The 14,237-nt window shown below is 69.3% G+C and carries 15 protein-coding genes; 12 read left to right on the top strand and 3 right to left on the bottom strand.

Annotated elements, in window-relative coordinates; translation table 11 throughout:
- Positions 1-426 precede the first annotated feature (426 nt).
- The 5 genes from DXK32_RS15555 to dnaQ are packed head-to-tail and all read left to right on the top strand — an operon-like array spanning position 427 to position 4,040.
- A complete protein-coding gene (locus DXK32_RS15555; RefSeq protein WP_035670316.1) occupies positions 427-1,275 on the top strand; it encodes a pyruvate, water dikinase regulatory protein in 849 nt (282 codons plus the stop codon).
- A complete protein-coding gene (locus DXK32_RS15550; protein WP_114859340.1) occupies positions 1,272-1,880 on the top strand; it encodes a Maf family protein in 609 nt (202 codons plus the stop codon). Before DXK32_RS15555 ends, DXK32_RS15550 begins: the two co-directional genes overlap by 4 nt.
- Positions 1,877-2,716 (top strand): shikimate dehydrogenase, encoded by an 840-nt coding sequence (locus DXK32_RS15545; protein WP_114859339.1) that lies wholly within the window; start codon positions 1,877-1,879, stop codon positions 2,714-2,716. Before DXK32_RS15550 ends, DXK32_RS15545 begins: the two co-directional genes overlap by 4 nt.
- 9 nt (positions 2,717-2,725) lie before the next feature.
- Positions 2,726-3,370 carry a dephospho-CoA kinase gene (gene coaE, locus DXK32_RS15540; protein WP_114859338.1) on the top strand — a complete coding sequence of 215 codons (645 nt, stop codon included), beginning with the start codon at positions 2,726-2,728 and terminating at the stop codon, positions 3,368-3,370.
- Entirely contained in the window at positions 3,363-4,040 is a 678-nt protein-coding gene (gene dnaQ / locus DXK32_RS15535) for a DNA polymerase III subunit epsilon (protein WP_114859337.1), read from the top strand. Before coaE ends, dnaQ begins: the two co-directional genes overlap by 8 nt.
- A gap of 81 nt (positions 4,041-4,121) precedes the next feature.
- Here dnaQ and DXK32_RS15530 read toward each other — a convergent pair whose 3' ends face one another.
- The 3 genes from DXK32_RS15530 to DXK32_RS15520 are packed head-to-tail and all read right to left on the bottom strand — an operon-like array spanning position 4,122 to position 7,663.
- Positions 4,122-5,096, bottom strand: coding sequence for a quinone oxidoreductase family protein (locus DXK32_RS15530; RefSeq protein ID WP_114859336.1), 975 nt, complete (start codon positions 5,094-5,096; stop codon positions 4,122-4,124).
- Between the two features lie 21 nt (positions 5,097-5,117).
- Complete coding sequence (locus DXK32_RS15525; RefSeq protein WP_114859335.1) at positions 5,118-5,639, bottom strand: methylated-DNA--[protein]-cysteine S-methyltransferase; 522 nt, start codon at positions 5,637-5,639, stop codon at positions 5,118-5,120.
- A 5-nt stretch (positions 5,640-5,644) separates the two neighbouring features.
- Positions 5,645-7,663, bottom strand: a complete 2,019-nt coding sequence (locus tag DXK32_RS15520; protein WP_114859334.1) for a thioredoxin domain-containing protein — start codon at positions 7,661-7,663, stop codon at positions 5,645-5,647.
- Positions 7,664-7,817: 154 nt separating this feature from the next.
- On the opposite strand from DXK32_RS15520, the gene DXK32_RS15515 reads away from it, so the two are divergent.
- From DXK32_RS15515 to DXK32_RS15485, 7 genes are all read left to right on the top strand, one after another.
- Positions 7,818-8,069 carry a DUF6489 family protein gene (locus tag DXK32_RS15515; protein ID WP_014238933.1) on the top strand — a complete coding sequence of 84 codons (252 nt, stop codon included), beginning with the start codon at positions 7,818-7,820 and terminating at the stop codon, positions 8,067-8,069.
- Positions 8,066-8,425 carry a (2Fe-2S) ferredoxin domain-containing protein gene (locus DXK32_RS15510; protein WP_114859333.1) on the top strand — a complete coding sequence of 120 codons (360 nt, stop codon included), beginning with the start codon at positions 8,066-8,068 and terminating at the stop codon, positions 8,423-8,425. The genes DXK32_RS15515 and DXK32_RS15510 overlap by 4 nt, the downstream gene beginning before the upstream one ends.
- Before the next feature lie 34 nt (positions 8,426-8,459).
- Positions 8,460-9,791: a tRNA uridine-5-carboxymethylaminomethyl(34) synthesis GTPase MnmE gene (gene mnmE, locus DXK32_RS15505; protein ID WP_114859393.1), complete on the top strand. Its 1,332-nt coding sequence runs from the start codon at positions 8,460-8,462 to the stop codon at positions 9,789-9,791.
- Positions 9,792-9,901: 110 nt separating this feature from the next.
- Positions 9,902-11,770, top strand: coding sequence for a tRNA uridine-5-carboxymethylaminomethyl(34) synthesis enzyme MnmG (gene mnmG, locus DXK32_RS15500; protein WP_114859332.1), 1,869 nt, complete (start codon positions 9,902-9,904; stop codon positions 11,768-11,770).
- Positions 11,770-12,384 carry a 16S rRNA (guanine(527)-N(7))-methyltransferase RsmG gene (gene rsmG / locus DXK32_RS15495; protein ID WP_114859331.1) on the top strand — a complete coding sequence of 205 codons (615 nt, stop codon included), beginning with the start codon at positions 11,770-11,772 and terminating at the stop codon, positions 12,382-12,384. The genes mnmG and rsmG overlap by 1 nt, the downstream gene beginning before the upstream one ends.
- A gap of 49 nt (positions 12,385-12,433) precedes the next feature.
- Positions 12,434-13,228, top strand: coding sequence for a ParA family protein (locus DXK32_RS15490; RefSeq protein ID WP_114859330.1), 795 nt, complete (start codon positions 12,434-12,436; stop codon positions 13,226-13,228).
- Positions 13,228-14,142 (top strand): ParB/RepB/Spo0J family partition protein, encoded by a 915-nt coding sequence (locus DXK32_RS15485; RefSeq protein WP_205215726.1) that lies wholly within the window; start codon positions 13,228-13,230, stop codon positions 14,140-14,142. Before DXK32_RS15490 ends, DXK32_RS15485 begins: the two co-directional genes overlap by 1 nt.
- Positions 14,143-14,237 lie beyond the last annotated feature (95 nt).

Below are 14,237 nucleotides of genomic sequence, written 5' to 3'. Positions count from 1 at the left end.
GCCTCGGACACGGCGGATCGTTCCCCTATGAGTGAATCGGGTCTGCGGGTTGTCTCCCCTCTACTCAGTATTCTTTTTAAAGAGAGAAAGGAAGAAGGGGTGGTGGGTGCCTGTGGAAAACGGGAATCCCCGCTTTGCGCCGAATCGTCCACAGGCCGGACGGCGCGCTGTGGACGAAAATCGGATTCTGTGGACGACTCCGGACGCTTTCGCCGGAAACGGCGGAAATGCTATACCGGGAAGCCTGGGAATCCCGTGGATAACATGGTCCGCGGGAGTCATTGTACCCATGTTCCGGAGAGGGCGCGCGGATTGTCCCGAAGGGGGCGCCAGCGGGGGCGACGAGTCCCGCCCCGAGGGACAGAATCCAGGAGATCCCCGTTGTCCACAGATTCGGACGGGTTCTCCACAACACGTTGGGGACGGATGAGACAGTTCCACCTGCATCTTGTGTCGGACGCGACCGGCGAGACGATCAACAGCGTCGCCCGCGCCTGCGTCATCCAGTTCGACGATGTTCGCCCGGTCGAGCATTTCTGGAATCTCGTGCGGACCGAGCGTCAGCTCGACATGGTTCTGGAGGGCGTCCAGGAGAATCGCGGCCTCGTCATGTTCACGCTGGTGGACGAGAAGCTGCGCCGCCGCCTTCAGGACTTCTGCCGCGAGGTGCAGGTCCCCTGCATCCCGGTGCTCGATCCGTTGATCAACGCGCTGGCCGCCTTCCTCGGCGTGGAATCGCAGCGCCAGCCCGGCCGCCAGCACGCCTTGGACGCCGAGTATTTCGGGCGCATGGACGCGATGGACTTCGCGCTGGCGCACGACGACGGCCAGTCGAGCTGGGATCTGCACGAGGCCGACGTGATCCTGATGGGCGTGTCGCGCACGTCGAAGACGCCGACCTGCATCTATCTGGCGAACCGTGGCATCAAGGCGGCGAACATCCCGATCGTCCCCGGTTGCCCGATGCCGCCGGAGATCGAGAAGCTGACCCGGCCGCTGGTCGTCGGCCTGACCAAGGACCCGGACCGTCTGGTGCAGATCCGCCGCAACCGGCTGAAGCTGCTGAACCAGAACGAGTCCTCGACCTACGTCGATCCGGAGGTGGTGCGCGCCGAGGTCACCGACGCCCGGCGCATGTTCACCCGGCGCGGCTGGCCGGTGATCGACGTGTCGCGCCGCTCCATCGAGGAGACGGCGGCGGAGATCATGATGCTGCTCGCCCGCCGCCAGACCGGCGGCCTGCCCGGCGTCGTCCCCGAGGGGCCCCTGACGTGAGCGGAGCGATTCCCACCGTCGTCCTCGCCTCCGGTTCCCGCACCCGGGCGGAGATGCTGGAGCGCGCCGGGGTGCGCGTCACCCTCGCCCCCGCCGCGGTGGACGAGGAGGAGATCAAGCTGGCCGCCCGCGCCGAGGGTGCCCCGGTCGAGGATGTGGCCGAAGCCTTGGCCGAGCTGAAGGCGCAGCGCGTCACCCGCAAGCATCCGGGCGCCCTGGTGATCGGCGCCGACCAGATGCTGGAGTGCGAGGGCCGCTGGTTCGACAAGCCGGCCGATCGCGACGCTGCGCGAGCCCAGCTGCAGGACCTGCGCGGCAAGGCGCACCGGCTGGTCAGCTGCGCCGTGGTCATCCGCGACGGCGAGCGGCTGTGGCACCATGTGGACCGCGCCCGCCTGACCATGCGCCCCTTCAGCGACGCCTTTCTGGAATCCTACCTCAACGCGGCGGGCGACGACGTGTTGGGGTCGGTCGGCGCCTATCACCTCGAAGGCTTGGGCGCGCAGCTCTTCCACCGGGTGGACGGCGACTTCTTCACGATCCTCGGGCTGCCGCTGCTGCCGCTGCTCGGGTTCCTGCGGGTGCATGGGGTGATTGCGGAATGACGATCAGCGGCAAGGCGAAGCTGGCCGGTGTGATGGGCTGGCCGATCGGCCATTCGCGCTCGCCCCGGCTGCACGGCTATTGGCTGGACCAATACGGCATCGACGGCGCCTATGTGCCGCTGGCGGTGCCGCCCGACCGCATCGAGCAGGCCATCCGCGCCCTGCCCGCGCTCGGCTTCCGCGGTTGCAACGTCACGGTGCCGCACAAGGAGGCCGCCTACCGCACGGTCGATCGGCTGGACGCCACCGCCAGGCGGATGGGTGCTGTCAACACCATCGTGGTCGGCGAGGACGGGACGCTGGAGGGCCGCAACACCGATGGCTTCGGTTTCATCGAGAACCTGAGAAGCGGTGTCCCGGGCTGGAAGGCATCGGACGGGCCGGCGCTGGTCATCGGGGCCGGCGGCGCGGCGCGGGCCGTGGTCGCCTCTCTCCTCGACGAGGGTGCTCCGCGGGTCTGGCTGGTCAACCGCACGCGGGCGCGGGCCGACGAACTGGCGGCGGATATTGGAGGCGCCATCGAGACCGCCGATTGGGTTTCACGTGAAACGCTTCTCGAAGGCGCAACTCTGGTGGTGAACACGACGACCCAGGGCATGGCGGGCCAACCGCCGCTTGAGCTGGACTTGCGCGCCCTGCCCGGTTCGGCCGTCGTCACCGACATCGTCTACACGCCCCTGATGACCCCGCTTCTGACCGCCGCGCAGGCGCGCGGCAACCGGGTGGTGGACGGCGTCGGCATGCTGCTCCATCAGGCCCGCCCCGGCTTCGCCGCCTGGTTCGGCCGGGAGCCGGAGGTGACCGAGGGGCTGAAGGCGGCCGTTCTCCAGGGTTGAGGGCGCGCGATGATCGTCTTGGGACTGACCGGCTCCATCGGCATGGGCAAGAGCACGGCGGCGCGCATGCTGAAGCGCATGGGCGCGCCGGTCTGCGACAGCGACGCCGTGGTGCACGGCCTGCTGGGGCGCCACGGCGCGGCGGTGCCGGCCATCGCGGCGGCCTTCCCCGGCGTCGTGGTGGATGGTGCGGTGGACCGGCGGGCGCTGGGTGCTGCGGTGTTCGGCAACCCGGCGGCGCTGAAGCGGCTGGAGGCGATCCTCCACCCGGCGGTGCAGGCGGCACAGCGTCGCTTTCTGAAGCAGGCGGCGCGCCGCCGCGTCCGCGTGGCGGTGCTGGACATCCCCCTGCTGTTCGAGACCGGCGGGGAGCGCAAGGTGGACCGCAGCGTGGTCGTCACCGCCCCCTTCCTCGTGCAGAAGTCACGGGTGCTGGCGCGGCCGGGCATGACGCCGGACAAGTTCGCCGCTATTCTGGCCCGGCAGATGCCCGACGCGGAGAAGCGGCGGCGCGCCGACCACGTCGTCACCACCGGCGACGGACGGCGGGCCACCCGGCGGGCGCTGCGCAACATCCTCGCCGACGTGAAGCGGCGCCGCGGACGGCAATGGCCGCCGCGGGGATACCAGCCCGGACAGGTGGTTCATGCGTGAGATCGTCCTCGATACGGAAACGACCGGCTTCAAGCCCGAGGAAGGGCACCGGCTGATCGAAATCGGCTGCGTCGAACTGCACAACCACGTCGCCACCGGCAAGACCTTCCACTGCTACGTCAACCCGGAGCGCGACGTGCCGCCGGACGCCGTGGCGGTGCACGGGCTGACGACGGAGTTCCTGTCGGACAAGCCGCTGTTCAACGACGTGGTGGCGGAGTTCGTGGCCTTCATCGGCGACGCGCCGCTAGTGATCCACAACGCGGCCTTCGACATGCACTTCCTGAACTGGGAGATGCGGATCGCCGGCTATCCGGTGATGCCGAAGGACCGGGCCATCGACACGCTGCTGATGGCGCGGCAGAAGTTCCCCGGCGCGCCGGCCACCCTGGACGCGCTCTGCAAGCGCTTCGGCGTCGACAATTCCAGCCGCACCTACCACGGCGCGCTTCTCGACGCCCAGCTTCTGGCCGAGGTGTATCTGGAGCTGCGCGGCGGCCGTCAGGCCGGTCTGGCGCTGGCCTCCGGCCCGGCAACGGGCGGTCCCTCGGCGATCCGCATCGACCGCCCCTACCGCGCCCCGCGCGCCCACGCGCCGAGCGAGGAGGAGCTGGCGGCCCATGCGGAGCTTCTCAAGAAGCTGAAGAACCCGCTCTGGGCCAGCGAGTAAAATCCCCTCTCCCCTCTGGGGAGAGGGTTAGGGTGAGGGGGATGCCCGTGTGCCGGACCCCTCACCACTTACCATCTCCCTTTACGGCAGCAGCACCGTGGAGCCGGTCGTGGCGCGGGACTCCAGCGCCCGGTGGGCTTCGGCCGCGTCGCGCAGCGCGAAGGTCTGGCCGACGTTGATGGTCACCCCGCCGGTGTGCACCACCTCGAACAGGTCGGCGGCGCTGGCCATCAGGTCGTCGCGCTTGGACACATAGCTGAACAGGGTCGGGCGCGTGACGTAGAGCGAGCCCTTGGCCGCCAGCACCTGGAGATCCAGCGGCGGGACCGGCCCGGACGCCGCGCCGAACAGCACCATGAAGCCGCGCGGCATCAGGCAGTCGAGGCTGTCCATGAAGGTCGTCTTGCCGACGCCGTCATAGACCACCGGCACGCCCTGCCCGTCCGTCAGGTCCTTCACGCGGTTCACGAAGTTCTCGCGCGTGTAGACGATGGGATGGTCGCAGCCGGCGGCGCGGGCCAGCTCCGCCTTCTCGTCGCTGCTGACCGTGCCGATCACGGTGGCGCCCAGATGCTTCGCCCACTGGCAGAGGATCTGGCCGACGCCGCCCGCGGCGGCCTGGACCAGGATGGTGTCGCCCGGCTGCACCGCGTAGGTGGAGCGCAGGAGGAATTGCGCGGTCATGCCCTGGAGCAGCATGGCGGCGGCCTGCCGGTCCTCGATCCAGCTCGGCAGCGGGATCAGCCGGTCGGCCGGGGCGAGGCGGGATTCGGCGTAGGCGCCGATCAGCGGCGCGTAGCCCACCCGGTCGCCGGGCTTCAGCGTCGTCACGTCCGGCCCCACGGCCTCGACCACGCCGGCGCCCTCGGTCCCGATGATGGCGGGAAGCTGCGGCAGCTTGTAGGCGCCGGAGCGGTGATAGGTGTCGATGTAGTTCAGCCCGACGGCCGTCTGGCGCAGCCGCACCTGACCGGGGCCGGGGTCGCCCACCTCGATCTCGTCCCAGCGCAGTGCCTCGGGTCCGCCGTACTCGTGGATGCGGATCGCGTGAACCATGGTGGTCGGTCCCTTCCCTTCTTATAGAAGCTGAAGCTCCAGCGTATCGCCGGCCTGTTCCGCTGTCACCCGGTACCGCCGCTCGTGGCGGAGCAGCCAGTCCTTGGTCCGCAGGCCGCCCAGGCCGGAATAGCCGCCGGGCGCCCCGCCGCCGCCGACGATGCGGTGGCAGGGGATGATCACCGGGATCGGGTTGGCCCCGCAGGCCCCGCCGACGGCCCGCGGCGCCGTCTCCAGCAGCCGCGCGACGTCGCCGTAGGTCAGGACGCCGCCGTAGGGAATGGCTTGCATCGCCGCCCAGACCTTTTGCCGGAAGGCCGTCCCGCGGGGGGACAGCGGCAGGTCGAAATCCAACCGCGTCCCGGCGAAATAGTCGCGGAGCTGGCGCGCCGCCTCCTCCAGAACCGGGTCCGGCCGGTCGTCGCCCAGCCGTCCCCAGTCGAGCGCGACGATGGCGCCGGCGGCGCTGGTCAGGGTCAGCAGGCCTAGCGGGCTGTCGACGGTCAAGCTGCCGATGGCCGGGTTTTTGAGGGTCTGCGCCATATCGGTCATCTCCGGCTCAGGGCGGCACCCAGCGCGTTGGGCGCGGTCACCGGCGGGGAGCAGGTCATGCCGGAGCAGACATAGGCGGTCGCCGCCCCGCCCTGCATGCCCTTGCCGTGCGCCGGATGCCCGGCGGGCAGATCGGTCCCCGGCGGCAGGACGGTGAGGATGCGGTCGGGAAGCGGCCGGTCGAGCACCGCCCGGCGCAGCGCCGCCGTGTCCGCTGCCTGCGGCTCGCCGACGATGACGATCTGCTGGGCCTTCCGGAGAAGCTCCGCCGCGTTCAGATAGGTCGGCAGTGGAAAGAAGTTGCGGCTCAGTTCGCCGGAGAAGGCGGCGGCCAAGGCGTCCGCCCGCTCCCGATAGGCGTCCTCGCCGGTGCGGTGGTGCAGCGTCGCCAGCACGGCCAGCATGGTGCCGTTGCCGCTGGGCGTCGCCGCGTCGCCGGCCGACTTGGTGCGGACGATCAGGTCGTCCGCGTCGTCCGCCGTGTAGAAGTAGCCGCCGGCCTGGGAGTCCCAGAAATGCGCGTCGAGCACCCGCACCCAGGTCCGCGCCCGTTCCAGCGGCTCCGCATCGCCGGTCGCCTCGTGCAGGGCGAGCGCGCCGCGCGCCATGTGGGCGTAGTCGTCCAGCGTCGCCCGGTGCTTGAGCTGTCCGGCCCGCCAGCTGTGCAGCAGGCGCCCGTCCTCGGTCATGCGGTCGCGGACGAAGGCATAGGCGCGCTGCGCCGCCGTGATCCATTCCGGCTCGTCAAAGACCATGCCGGCCTGGGCGAGCGCCGCGATCATCAGGCCGTTCCAGTCGGCCAGCACCTTGTCGTCCCAGCCCGGCTTGATCCGCTTTTCGCGCTCCCGCCAGAGGATCGCCCGCTGTTCGGCCAGCGTGGCCTCGGTCTCGGCGTCCAGCGCCTCGATGCGGTGCAGGCGGTTGAGAATGGTCGCCCCCTCCCAATTGCCCTGCGGCGTGACGCCATAGGCGCGCTTGAAGACCTCGGCGCCGGAGCCGAGGAGCCGGTCGATCTCCTCCTCGTTCCAAATGTAGAAGAGGCCCTCCTCGCCCTCGCTGTCGGCGTCCTGGGTCGCCGCGAAGCCGCCGCCCTCGGCGATCATCTCGCGCAGCACCCAGCCTACCGTTTCCCGGATGCGCGCCTCGAACAGCGGCTCCCGCTCGGCCTGCCAGACCAGGGTCATCAGGTCGAGGAGCTGGGCGTTGTCGTAGAGCATCTTCTCGAAATGCGGCACCAGCCACATCTCGTCCACCGAGTAGCGGGCGAAGCCGCCGCCCAGATGGTCGTAGATTCCGCCCTGGCCCATGTGGGCCAGAGTGTTGGTGACCGCCTCGCGGTACGGCTCCTTGCCGGTGCGCAGCCAGGCCCGCCAGAGCAGGGTGAAGATCGGCACCTGCGGGAATTTCGGGGCGTGCCCGATGCCGCCGTGGAAGGGATCGACCTCGCGAACCAGCCGGTCGGCGATCTGGTCCAGCATGGTGAGATCGACCTCCCCCGCCGCCCGGTTCTCGGCCAGCTTGCCCAGCGCGTCCTTCAGCGCGGCGACGTTGCGGGTGACGTTCTCCGGCTTGTTGCGGTAGGTCTCCGCCACGCCGCGCAGCACGTCGGGGAAGCCGGGCCGCCCGTAGCGCGAGGCCGGCGGGAAGTAGGTGCCGCCCCAGAAGGGCTCGGCCTCCGGCGTCAGGAACATGGTCAGCGGCCAGCCGCCCTGCTGCCCCAGCATCGCCAGGGCGGACTGATAGATCTGGTCGACGTCCGGCCGTTCCTCCCGGTCCACCTTGATGTTGACGAACAGCTCGTTCATCAGCCCGGCGATCTCGGGGTTCTCGAAGCTCTCGTGCGCCATCACGTGGCACCAGTGACAGGCGGCGTAGCCGACCGACAGCAGCACGGGCTTGTTCTCGCGCTTGGCCCGTTCGAAGGCGTCGCGGCCCCAGGCCATCCAATGGACGGGGTTGTCCTTGTGCTGAAGCAGGTAGGGGCTGGTCTCCCGGCCAAGCAGGTTCGCGGGCATCGCAGGCGTTTCCGGTCTGTGGCGTGGTTGGGAATAAACTGGCGCGGCGGTGCCGTTGCGCCAGGGCTTCCTATCTGTATAGTGGGGCATGAGCCGAAGCGGCGCTCAACCCTTAATTTCCCGCGCACCGCGCGCCTTCCAAGGGAATGGGGCCATGAAGATCACCATCGACATCGACTGCACACCCGAGGAGGCGCGCCACTTCCTGGGTCTTCCCGACGTGAAGCCCATGCAGGACGCCATGATGCAGGAGATCCAGGACCGCATGCAGGCCTCCCTGCTCGCCATGGACCCGGAGACGATGATGAAGACGTGGCTGCCGGCGGGAATTCAGGGCATGGAGCAGCTTCAGAAAATGTTTTGGTCCCAGATGGCCGCCGCCATGGGACAGGATGGACGCAAGTGACCGATCCGAAGCCCTATTTCGAAGCCCATGTTTTCTCCTGCACCAACCGCCGCCCCGACGGCAACAAGCGCGGCTCCTGCGCCGCCCGGGGGTCCGAAAAGCTCCGCGACTATATGAAGGCGCGCGCCCGCGAGCTGGGTCTGGACGGCCGTGTGCGCATCAACGCCGCCGGCTGCCTGGACCGGTGCGAGTTGGGTCCGGTGCTGGTCGTCTATCCGGAGGGCATCTGGTACACCTACCATTCCTTCGCCGACGTGGACGCGATCCTGGAGACGCATCTGATCGGTGGCGGCCGTGTCGAGCGGCTCATGCTGAAGCCGGAACAAAAAGAATTGCTGCCGGAACAGGTCGGCTGATCGTTCCGGAACCGGCACGATGATGTCTGGCACGATGATCCCGACGATCTTCGCCCTCGCCACCGCCCCCGGCCGCGCCGGTGTGGCGGTGGTTCGCGTTTCGGGCCCGGCCTCCGGCGACGCCCTCGCCGCCCTGACCGGCAAGCCGCTGCCCGAACCCCGCATGGCCACCCTGGTCCGGCTGCGCGACCCGCAGACCGGAGAGGCGCTGGACGACGCCCTGGTCCTGCGCTTCACCGCCCCCCGCAGCTTCACCGGCGAAGACGTGGTGGAGCTGCATTTGCACGGCGGGCGCGCCGTGGTGGCCGGCGTGGTCGAGGCACTCTCCGCCCGGCCCGGTCTGCGCGTCGCCGAGCCCGGCGAGTTCACCCGCCGCGCCTTCGAAAACGGCAAGCTCGACCTGACCGAGGCCGAGGCGGTCGCCGACCTCGTGGACGCCGAGACCTCCGCCCAGCGCCGTCAGGCCCTGCGCCAGATGGAAGGCGCGCTCGGCACACTCTACGACGGTTGGCGCGAGCGGCTGACCCGGTCGCTGGCCCACATCGAGGCCGACATCGATTTCCCCGACGAGGACCTGCCCTCGGGTGTCTCGGACGCGGCGCGTCCCGTGCTGGACGCCCTCGCCTCGGAGATCGACGCCCATCTCGACGACCGTGGACGTGGGGAGCGGCTGCGCGAGGGTCTGCACATCGCCATCGTCGGTGCGCCCAACGCCGGCAAGTCGAGCCTGCTGAACGCCCTCGCCCGCCGCGAGGCCGCCATCGTCTCGGCCCGCGCCGGCACCACGCGCGACGTGATCGAAGTCCATCTCGACCTCGGCGGCTACCCGGTGGTTTTGGCCGACACGGCGGGCCTGCGCGAGGCCGCCGCCGACGAGGTGGAGGAGGAAGGCATCCGTCGCGCGCTGGACCGCGCCGCCCGCGCCGACGTGAAGGTCGCCGTGTTCGACGCAACCGCCCTGCCCGCGCTCGACCCGGCGACGGTCGCGCTGCTCGACAAGGACACGGTGGTGGTCCTGAACAAGACGGACGTCGTCGATGCCGCGGTGCCGACAGTTGGCGGCTGGGAGGCGGTGGCCGTCTCGGCCCGGACCGGCGCCGGCCTGCCGGAGTTGGAGCGGCGTTTGACGGCGTTTACCGCCGACCGTCTGGCCGGCAGTGGCGCTCCCGCCCTGACCCGCGCCCGTCACCGCTCCGCCTTGGAGGAGTGCCGGGACGCCCTGCGCCGGGCCTTGACCGCCCCTCTGCCGGAGCTGATGGCCGAGGATGTGCGTCTGGCGAGCCGCGCCCTCGGCCGCATCACCGGGCGGGTCGATGTCGAAGACCTGTTGGATGTGATCTTCCGGGATTTCTGCATCGGCAAGTGAGCCAAGCGGGGGCGTGACAAACGTGCCGCGTCCCCCTGTTTCACGTGAAACACCGGCCGTGCTGCGTCGCGGCGCTTGGCGTCCGGCGCTGACTCGGCTATGGTCCGGCCATGCGAACGTTCGACGTCATTGTTGTCGGCGGAGGCCACGCCGGTTGCGAGGCTGCCGCCGCCGCGGCGCGCATGGGTGCGCGCACCCTGCTGCTCACCCACAAGCTGGACACCATCGGTGAGATGTCCTGCAACCCGGCCATCGGCGGGTTGGCGAAAGGGCATCTGGTGCGCGAGATCGACGCGCTCGACGGCGTCATGGCCCGCGCCATCGACCGCGGCGGCATCCAATTCCGCATCCTGAACCGCAGCAAGGGACCGGCCGTCCGCGGCCCGCGCGCCCAGGCCGACCGCAAGCTCTACCGGCAGGCTGTGCAGGCGATCCTCGCGGAACAAGCGAACCTGTCCATCGAGGCCGGTGGCGCCGAGGACCTTACCATTGGCGAGGATGGGCGGGTCACCGGCGTGGTGACCGGTTCCGGCGAGACCCTCGCGGCGGGAAGCGTGGTGCTGACCACCGGCACCTTCCTGCGCGGCCTGATCCACATCGGTGAGGAAACCACCCCGGCGGGTCGCGTCGGCGAGGCGCCGTCCATCGGCCTGTCCGACACGTTGGCGCGTCTCGGCTTTCCGCTCGGCCGGCTGAAGACCGGCACCCCGCCGCGTCTCGACGGCAAGACCATCGATTGGGCCGCTCTGGAGAAGCAGCCGGGCGACACGCCGCCCCCGCCCTTCTCCTACCTGACCGACCGTATCGACACGCCGCAGATCGACTGCGCGATCACCTGGACGACGCTGGAGATGCACGCGCTGATTCGCGGCAACCTCCACCGCGCGCCGATGTATTCCGGCCAGATCCAGAGCACCGGCCCGCGCTACTGCCCGTCCATCGAAGACAAGGTCGTCCGCTTCGCCGACAAGGAGCGCCACCAGATCTTCCTGGAGCCGGAGGGGTTGGACGACGACACGGTCTATCCGAACGGCATCTCGACCTCCCTGCCGCGCGACGTCCAGCTCGGCTTCCTGAAGACGATGCCGGGGCTGGAACGCGCGGTGATGATCCGCCCCGGCTACGCCATTGAGTACGACTTCGTGGACCCGCGTGAGCTGAAGCCGACGCTGGAGACCCGCCGGGCCCCCGGCCTGTTCTTCGCCGGTCAGATCAACGGCACCACCGGCTACGAGGAAGCGGCGGCGCAGGGCCTGATGGCCGGCATCAACGCCGCCCTGCTGGCCGGCGGCTCGGCGGAGGGCTTCGTGCTCGACCGCGCCGACGCCTACATCGGGGTTCTGGTCGATGACCTGATCACCCGGGGCACCAACGAGCCCTACCGCATGTTCACCTCGCGTGCCGAGTATCGGCTGATCCTACGCGCCGACAACGCCGACCAGCGGCTGACGGCGAAGGGGCTGGCGATTGGTTGCGTCGGGTCGGCGCGGCGCGACGCCTTCACGGCGAAGGCCGAGGCGCTGTCCGCCGGTCGCGCTCTGGTGCGCGCCCTCCAGGCCACCCCGGCGGAGCTGCAGCGGCAGGGCATAGCGGTCAACCAGGACGGGGTGCGCCGGACCGCCGCCGATCTGCTGCGCTACCCGGACCTCGACCTCGCCACCCTCGCCCGGCTGTGGCCGGAGCTGGCGGCGATCCCCGCCGATGTTGTCGAGCAGCTGGAGATCGACGGCAAATACGCCGGCTATCTCGACCGGCAGGAGGCTGACATCCGTGCCTTCCGCAAGGACGAGGCGCTTGAGCTTCCCGATGATCTGGACCCCGACAGCATCGGCAGCCTGTCAGCGGAAATTCGGCAGAAGCTGCGGCAAGCCCGTCCGGCGACCCTGGGCGCGGCGGCCCGCATTCCCGGCATGACCCCGGCGGCGCTGGTCGCCCTGCTCCGCCACGTGAAACGGCGCGATATGAAGGTGGCCGTCTGATGAGCCTGTTCGATGCCGCGGCCTTCCAGGCGGAGACCGGTGTTTCACGTGAAACGCTGGACCGCCTTGCCGCCTACGAGGCAACGCTGCGCAAGTGGCAGCCGAAGATCAACCTCGTCGGCCCCTCCACTCTGCCCGACGCCTGGCGCCGCCACTTCCTCGACTCCGCCCAGCTGTTCCCGCTGCTGCCCGACGGCACTCGGGTGCTGGTCGATCTCGGCAGCGGGGCCGGCTTCCCCGGCCTCGTCCTCGCCATCCTGGGCGTGCCGGAGGTGCATCTGGTGGAAAGCGACTCCCGCAAATGCGCCTTCCTGCGCGAGGCGGCGCGGGTCGCCGGAGCGTCGGTCACCGTGCACAACAAGCGGATCGAGGCGGTGCCGCCGATCGCCGCCGACGTGGTGACGGCCCGCGCTCTCGCGCCGCTGAACGACCTGCTGAGCTGGGCCCATCCCTTTGTCCAGGACCGGGGTGCGGCACTGTTTCCCAAGGGGCAAAATGTGGCGGACGAATTGACCGATACCACCAAATATTGGAAGATGCGGGTCGAGCGCTTCGACAGCCGCACCGACCCCACCGGAACCATCCTGCGTGTGAGTGGTATCGCCCGTGTCTAAGACCGCGACCCTGATGCATTCCCGCTCCGACGCTTCCCGCGAGGCTGACATGCCCTCCGCTTTTCCTTCCGCTCGCGTCATATCGATTGCCAATCAGAAAGGCGGCGTGGGCAAGACCACGACCACCATCAATCTGGCAACCGCTCTGGCCGCCATCGGCAAGCGCGTCCTGGTGATCGATCTCGATCCCCAGGGCAACGCCTCCACCGGCCTCGGCATCCCGCGCGCCGAGCGTCGTGTCGGCATCTACGACGTGCTGTTCGACGGCATGCCGCTGGAGGACGCCGCGACGGTGTCGACGGTGCCGAACCTGTCGATCATCACCTCCTCCGTCGATCTGTCCGGCGCCGAGGTCGAGCTGGTCACCTCCGAGCGGCGCGAGTTCCGGCTGCGCGAGGCGGTCGACAAGAGCGCGTTGGAATACGACTACGTGCTGATCGACTGCCCGCCGGCGCTCGGCCTGCTGACGCTGAACGCGCTGGTCGCGTCCCACGCCGTGATGGTGCCGCTGCAGTGCGAGTTCTACGCGCTGGAGGGCCTCAGTCACCTTGTCCGCACCATCGAGCGGGTGAAGCGCGCCTTCAACCCCGATCTGGACATCCATGGCGTCGTGCTGACCATGTTCGACAAGCGCAACAACCTGTCCGACATGGTGGCCGCCGACGTGCGCGGCTTCTTCGGAGAGAAGGTCTACGACACCGTCATCCCGCGGAACGTGAAGGTCTCGGAGGCGCCGTCCCACGGCAAGCCGGTGCTGATCTACGACATGCGCTGCCCCGGGTCGCAGGCATACATCCATCTGGCGGGCGAGGTGCTGCGCCGTGAGAAGAGGCTGAGCGCGTGATGGAGGATACCAAACGTTCGGACGGCGGTGCCCGCCGCGCCAGCCTGGGCCGTGGCCTGTCCGCCCTGTTCGGCGAGGCGGCCGAGGACTACTCCGCGCTCGACAAGGTGCGCCAGTCCAAGCAGGTGCCCATTGAGTTCATCCATCCCGGCAAGTACCAGCCGCGCCGCACCTTCGACGACGAGGCGCTGCAGGGGCTGGTCGAGTCGATCCGCGACAAGGGCATCCTTCAGCCCCTGCTCGTTCGCCGGGATTCGGAGACGACCAACTCTTACGAGCTGATTGCCGGCGAGCGTCGCTGGCGCGCTGCCCAGATCGCCGGCCTGCACGAGGTGCCGGTCGTCATCCGCGAGCTGTCGGATCGCGAAGCGCTGGAAATCGCGCTGATCGAGAACATTCAGCGCCAGGATCTGACGCCGCTCGAAGAGGCCGAGGGCTACAAGCGGCTGATGGAGGAGTTCGAGCACACGCAGGAGGATCTGGCGCGCTCGGTTGGCAAGAGCCGCAGCCACGTCGCCAACATGATGCGTCTGCTCGCCCTGCCCGACCCGGTCAAGGGCATGGTGCAGGACGGGGCGCTCAGCGCCGGCCACGCCCGCGCCCTGCTCACCTCCGCCGACCCGGTGTCGGTGGCGCGCGAGGTGGTCAAGCGCGGCCTGAACGTCCGCCAGACCGAGGACCTGATGCGCGGCAGCGCGCCGGTCAAGGCCAAGAAGGCCGGCGGAGGGCGGGGCGGCGCCGCCACCGATCCGACGCTCAAGGACGTCGATCTGGTGAACCTGGAGGAGGAGATCTCCGCCCGCATTGGGTTGAAGGTCGCCATCACACCCCAGGGCAAGGGCGGCTCCATCACCATCCATTACCAGACGCTGGACCAGCTCGACGACGTGCTGAGGCGCCTCGGTGGCGAGTAGGGTCTCACGGAACCAAACTGTCACTTTAGTGAAACGGCACTAGGTCCTGTCTGACGAGACTATTGACGTTGTGCTTCAGAGCGCAAGGTCAGTTT

Source organism: Azospirillum brasilense (assembly GCF_003349955.1).
Taxonomy (GTDB): Bacteria; Pseudomonadota; Alphaproteobacteria; order Azospirillales; family Azospirillaceae; genus Azospirillum; species Azospirillum brasilense_B.
Note: the sequence above shows the minus strand (reverse complement) of the source record. Positions and strands in the feature narration are given on the sequence as shown.

Coding starts and splice junctions, on each gene's coding strand:
- DXK32_RS15490 (WP_114859330.1), top strand. CDS start 12,434: ATGCCCTCCGCTTTTCCTTCCGCTCGCGTCATATCGATTGCCAATCAG.
- DXK32_RS15530 (WP_114859336.1), bottom strand. CDS start 5,096: ATGGTTCACGCGATCCGCATCCACGAGTACGGCGGACCCGAGGCACTG.
- DXK32_RS15485 (WP_205215726.1), top strand. CDS start 13,228: ATGGAGGATACCAAACGTTCGGACGGCGGTGCCCGCCGCGCCAGCCTG.
- DXK32_RS15515 (WP_014238933.1), top strand. CDS start 7,818: ATGAAGATCACCATCGACATCGACTGCACACCCGAGGAGGCGCGCCAC.
- DXK32_RS15525 (WP_114859335.1), bottom strand. CDS start 5,639: ATGGCGCAGACCCTCAAAAACCCGGCCATCGGCAGCTTGACCGTCGAC.
- dnaQ (WP_114859337.1), top strand. CDS start 3,363: ATGCGTGAGATCGTCCTCGATACGGAAACGACCGGCTTCAAGCCCGAG.
- DXK32_RS15555 (WP_035670316.1), top strand. CDS start 427: ATGAGACAGTTCCACCTGCATCTTGTGTCGGACGCGACCGGCGAGACG.
- DXK32_RS15545 (WP_114859339.1), top strand. CDS start 1,877: ATGACGATCAGCGGCAAGGCGAAGCTGGCCGGTGTGATGGGCTGGCCG.
- rsmG (WP_114859331.1), top strand. CDS start 11,770: ATGAGCCTGTTCGATGCCGCGGCCTTCCAGGCGGAGACCGGTGTTTCA.
- coaE (WP_114859338.1), top strand. CDS start 2,726: ATGATCGTCTTGGGACTGACCGGCTCCATCGGCATGGGCAAGAGCACG.
- mnmG (WP_114859332.1), top strand. CDS start 9,902: ATGCGAACGTTCGACGTCATTGTTGTCGGCGGAGGCCACGCCGGTTGC.
- DXK32_RS15520 (WP_114859334.1), bottom strand. CDS start 7,663: ATGCCCGCGAACCTGCTTGGCCGGGAGACCAGCCCCTACCTGCTTCAG.
- mnmE (WP_114859393.1), top strand. CDS start 8,460: ATGATCCCGACGATCTTCGCCCTCGCCACCGCCCCCGGCCGCGCCGGT.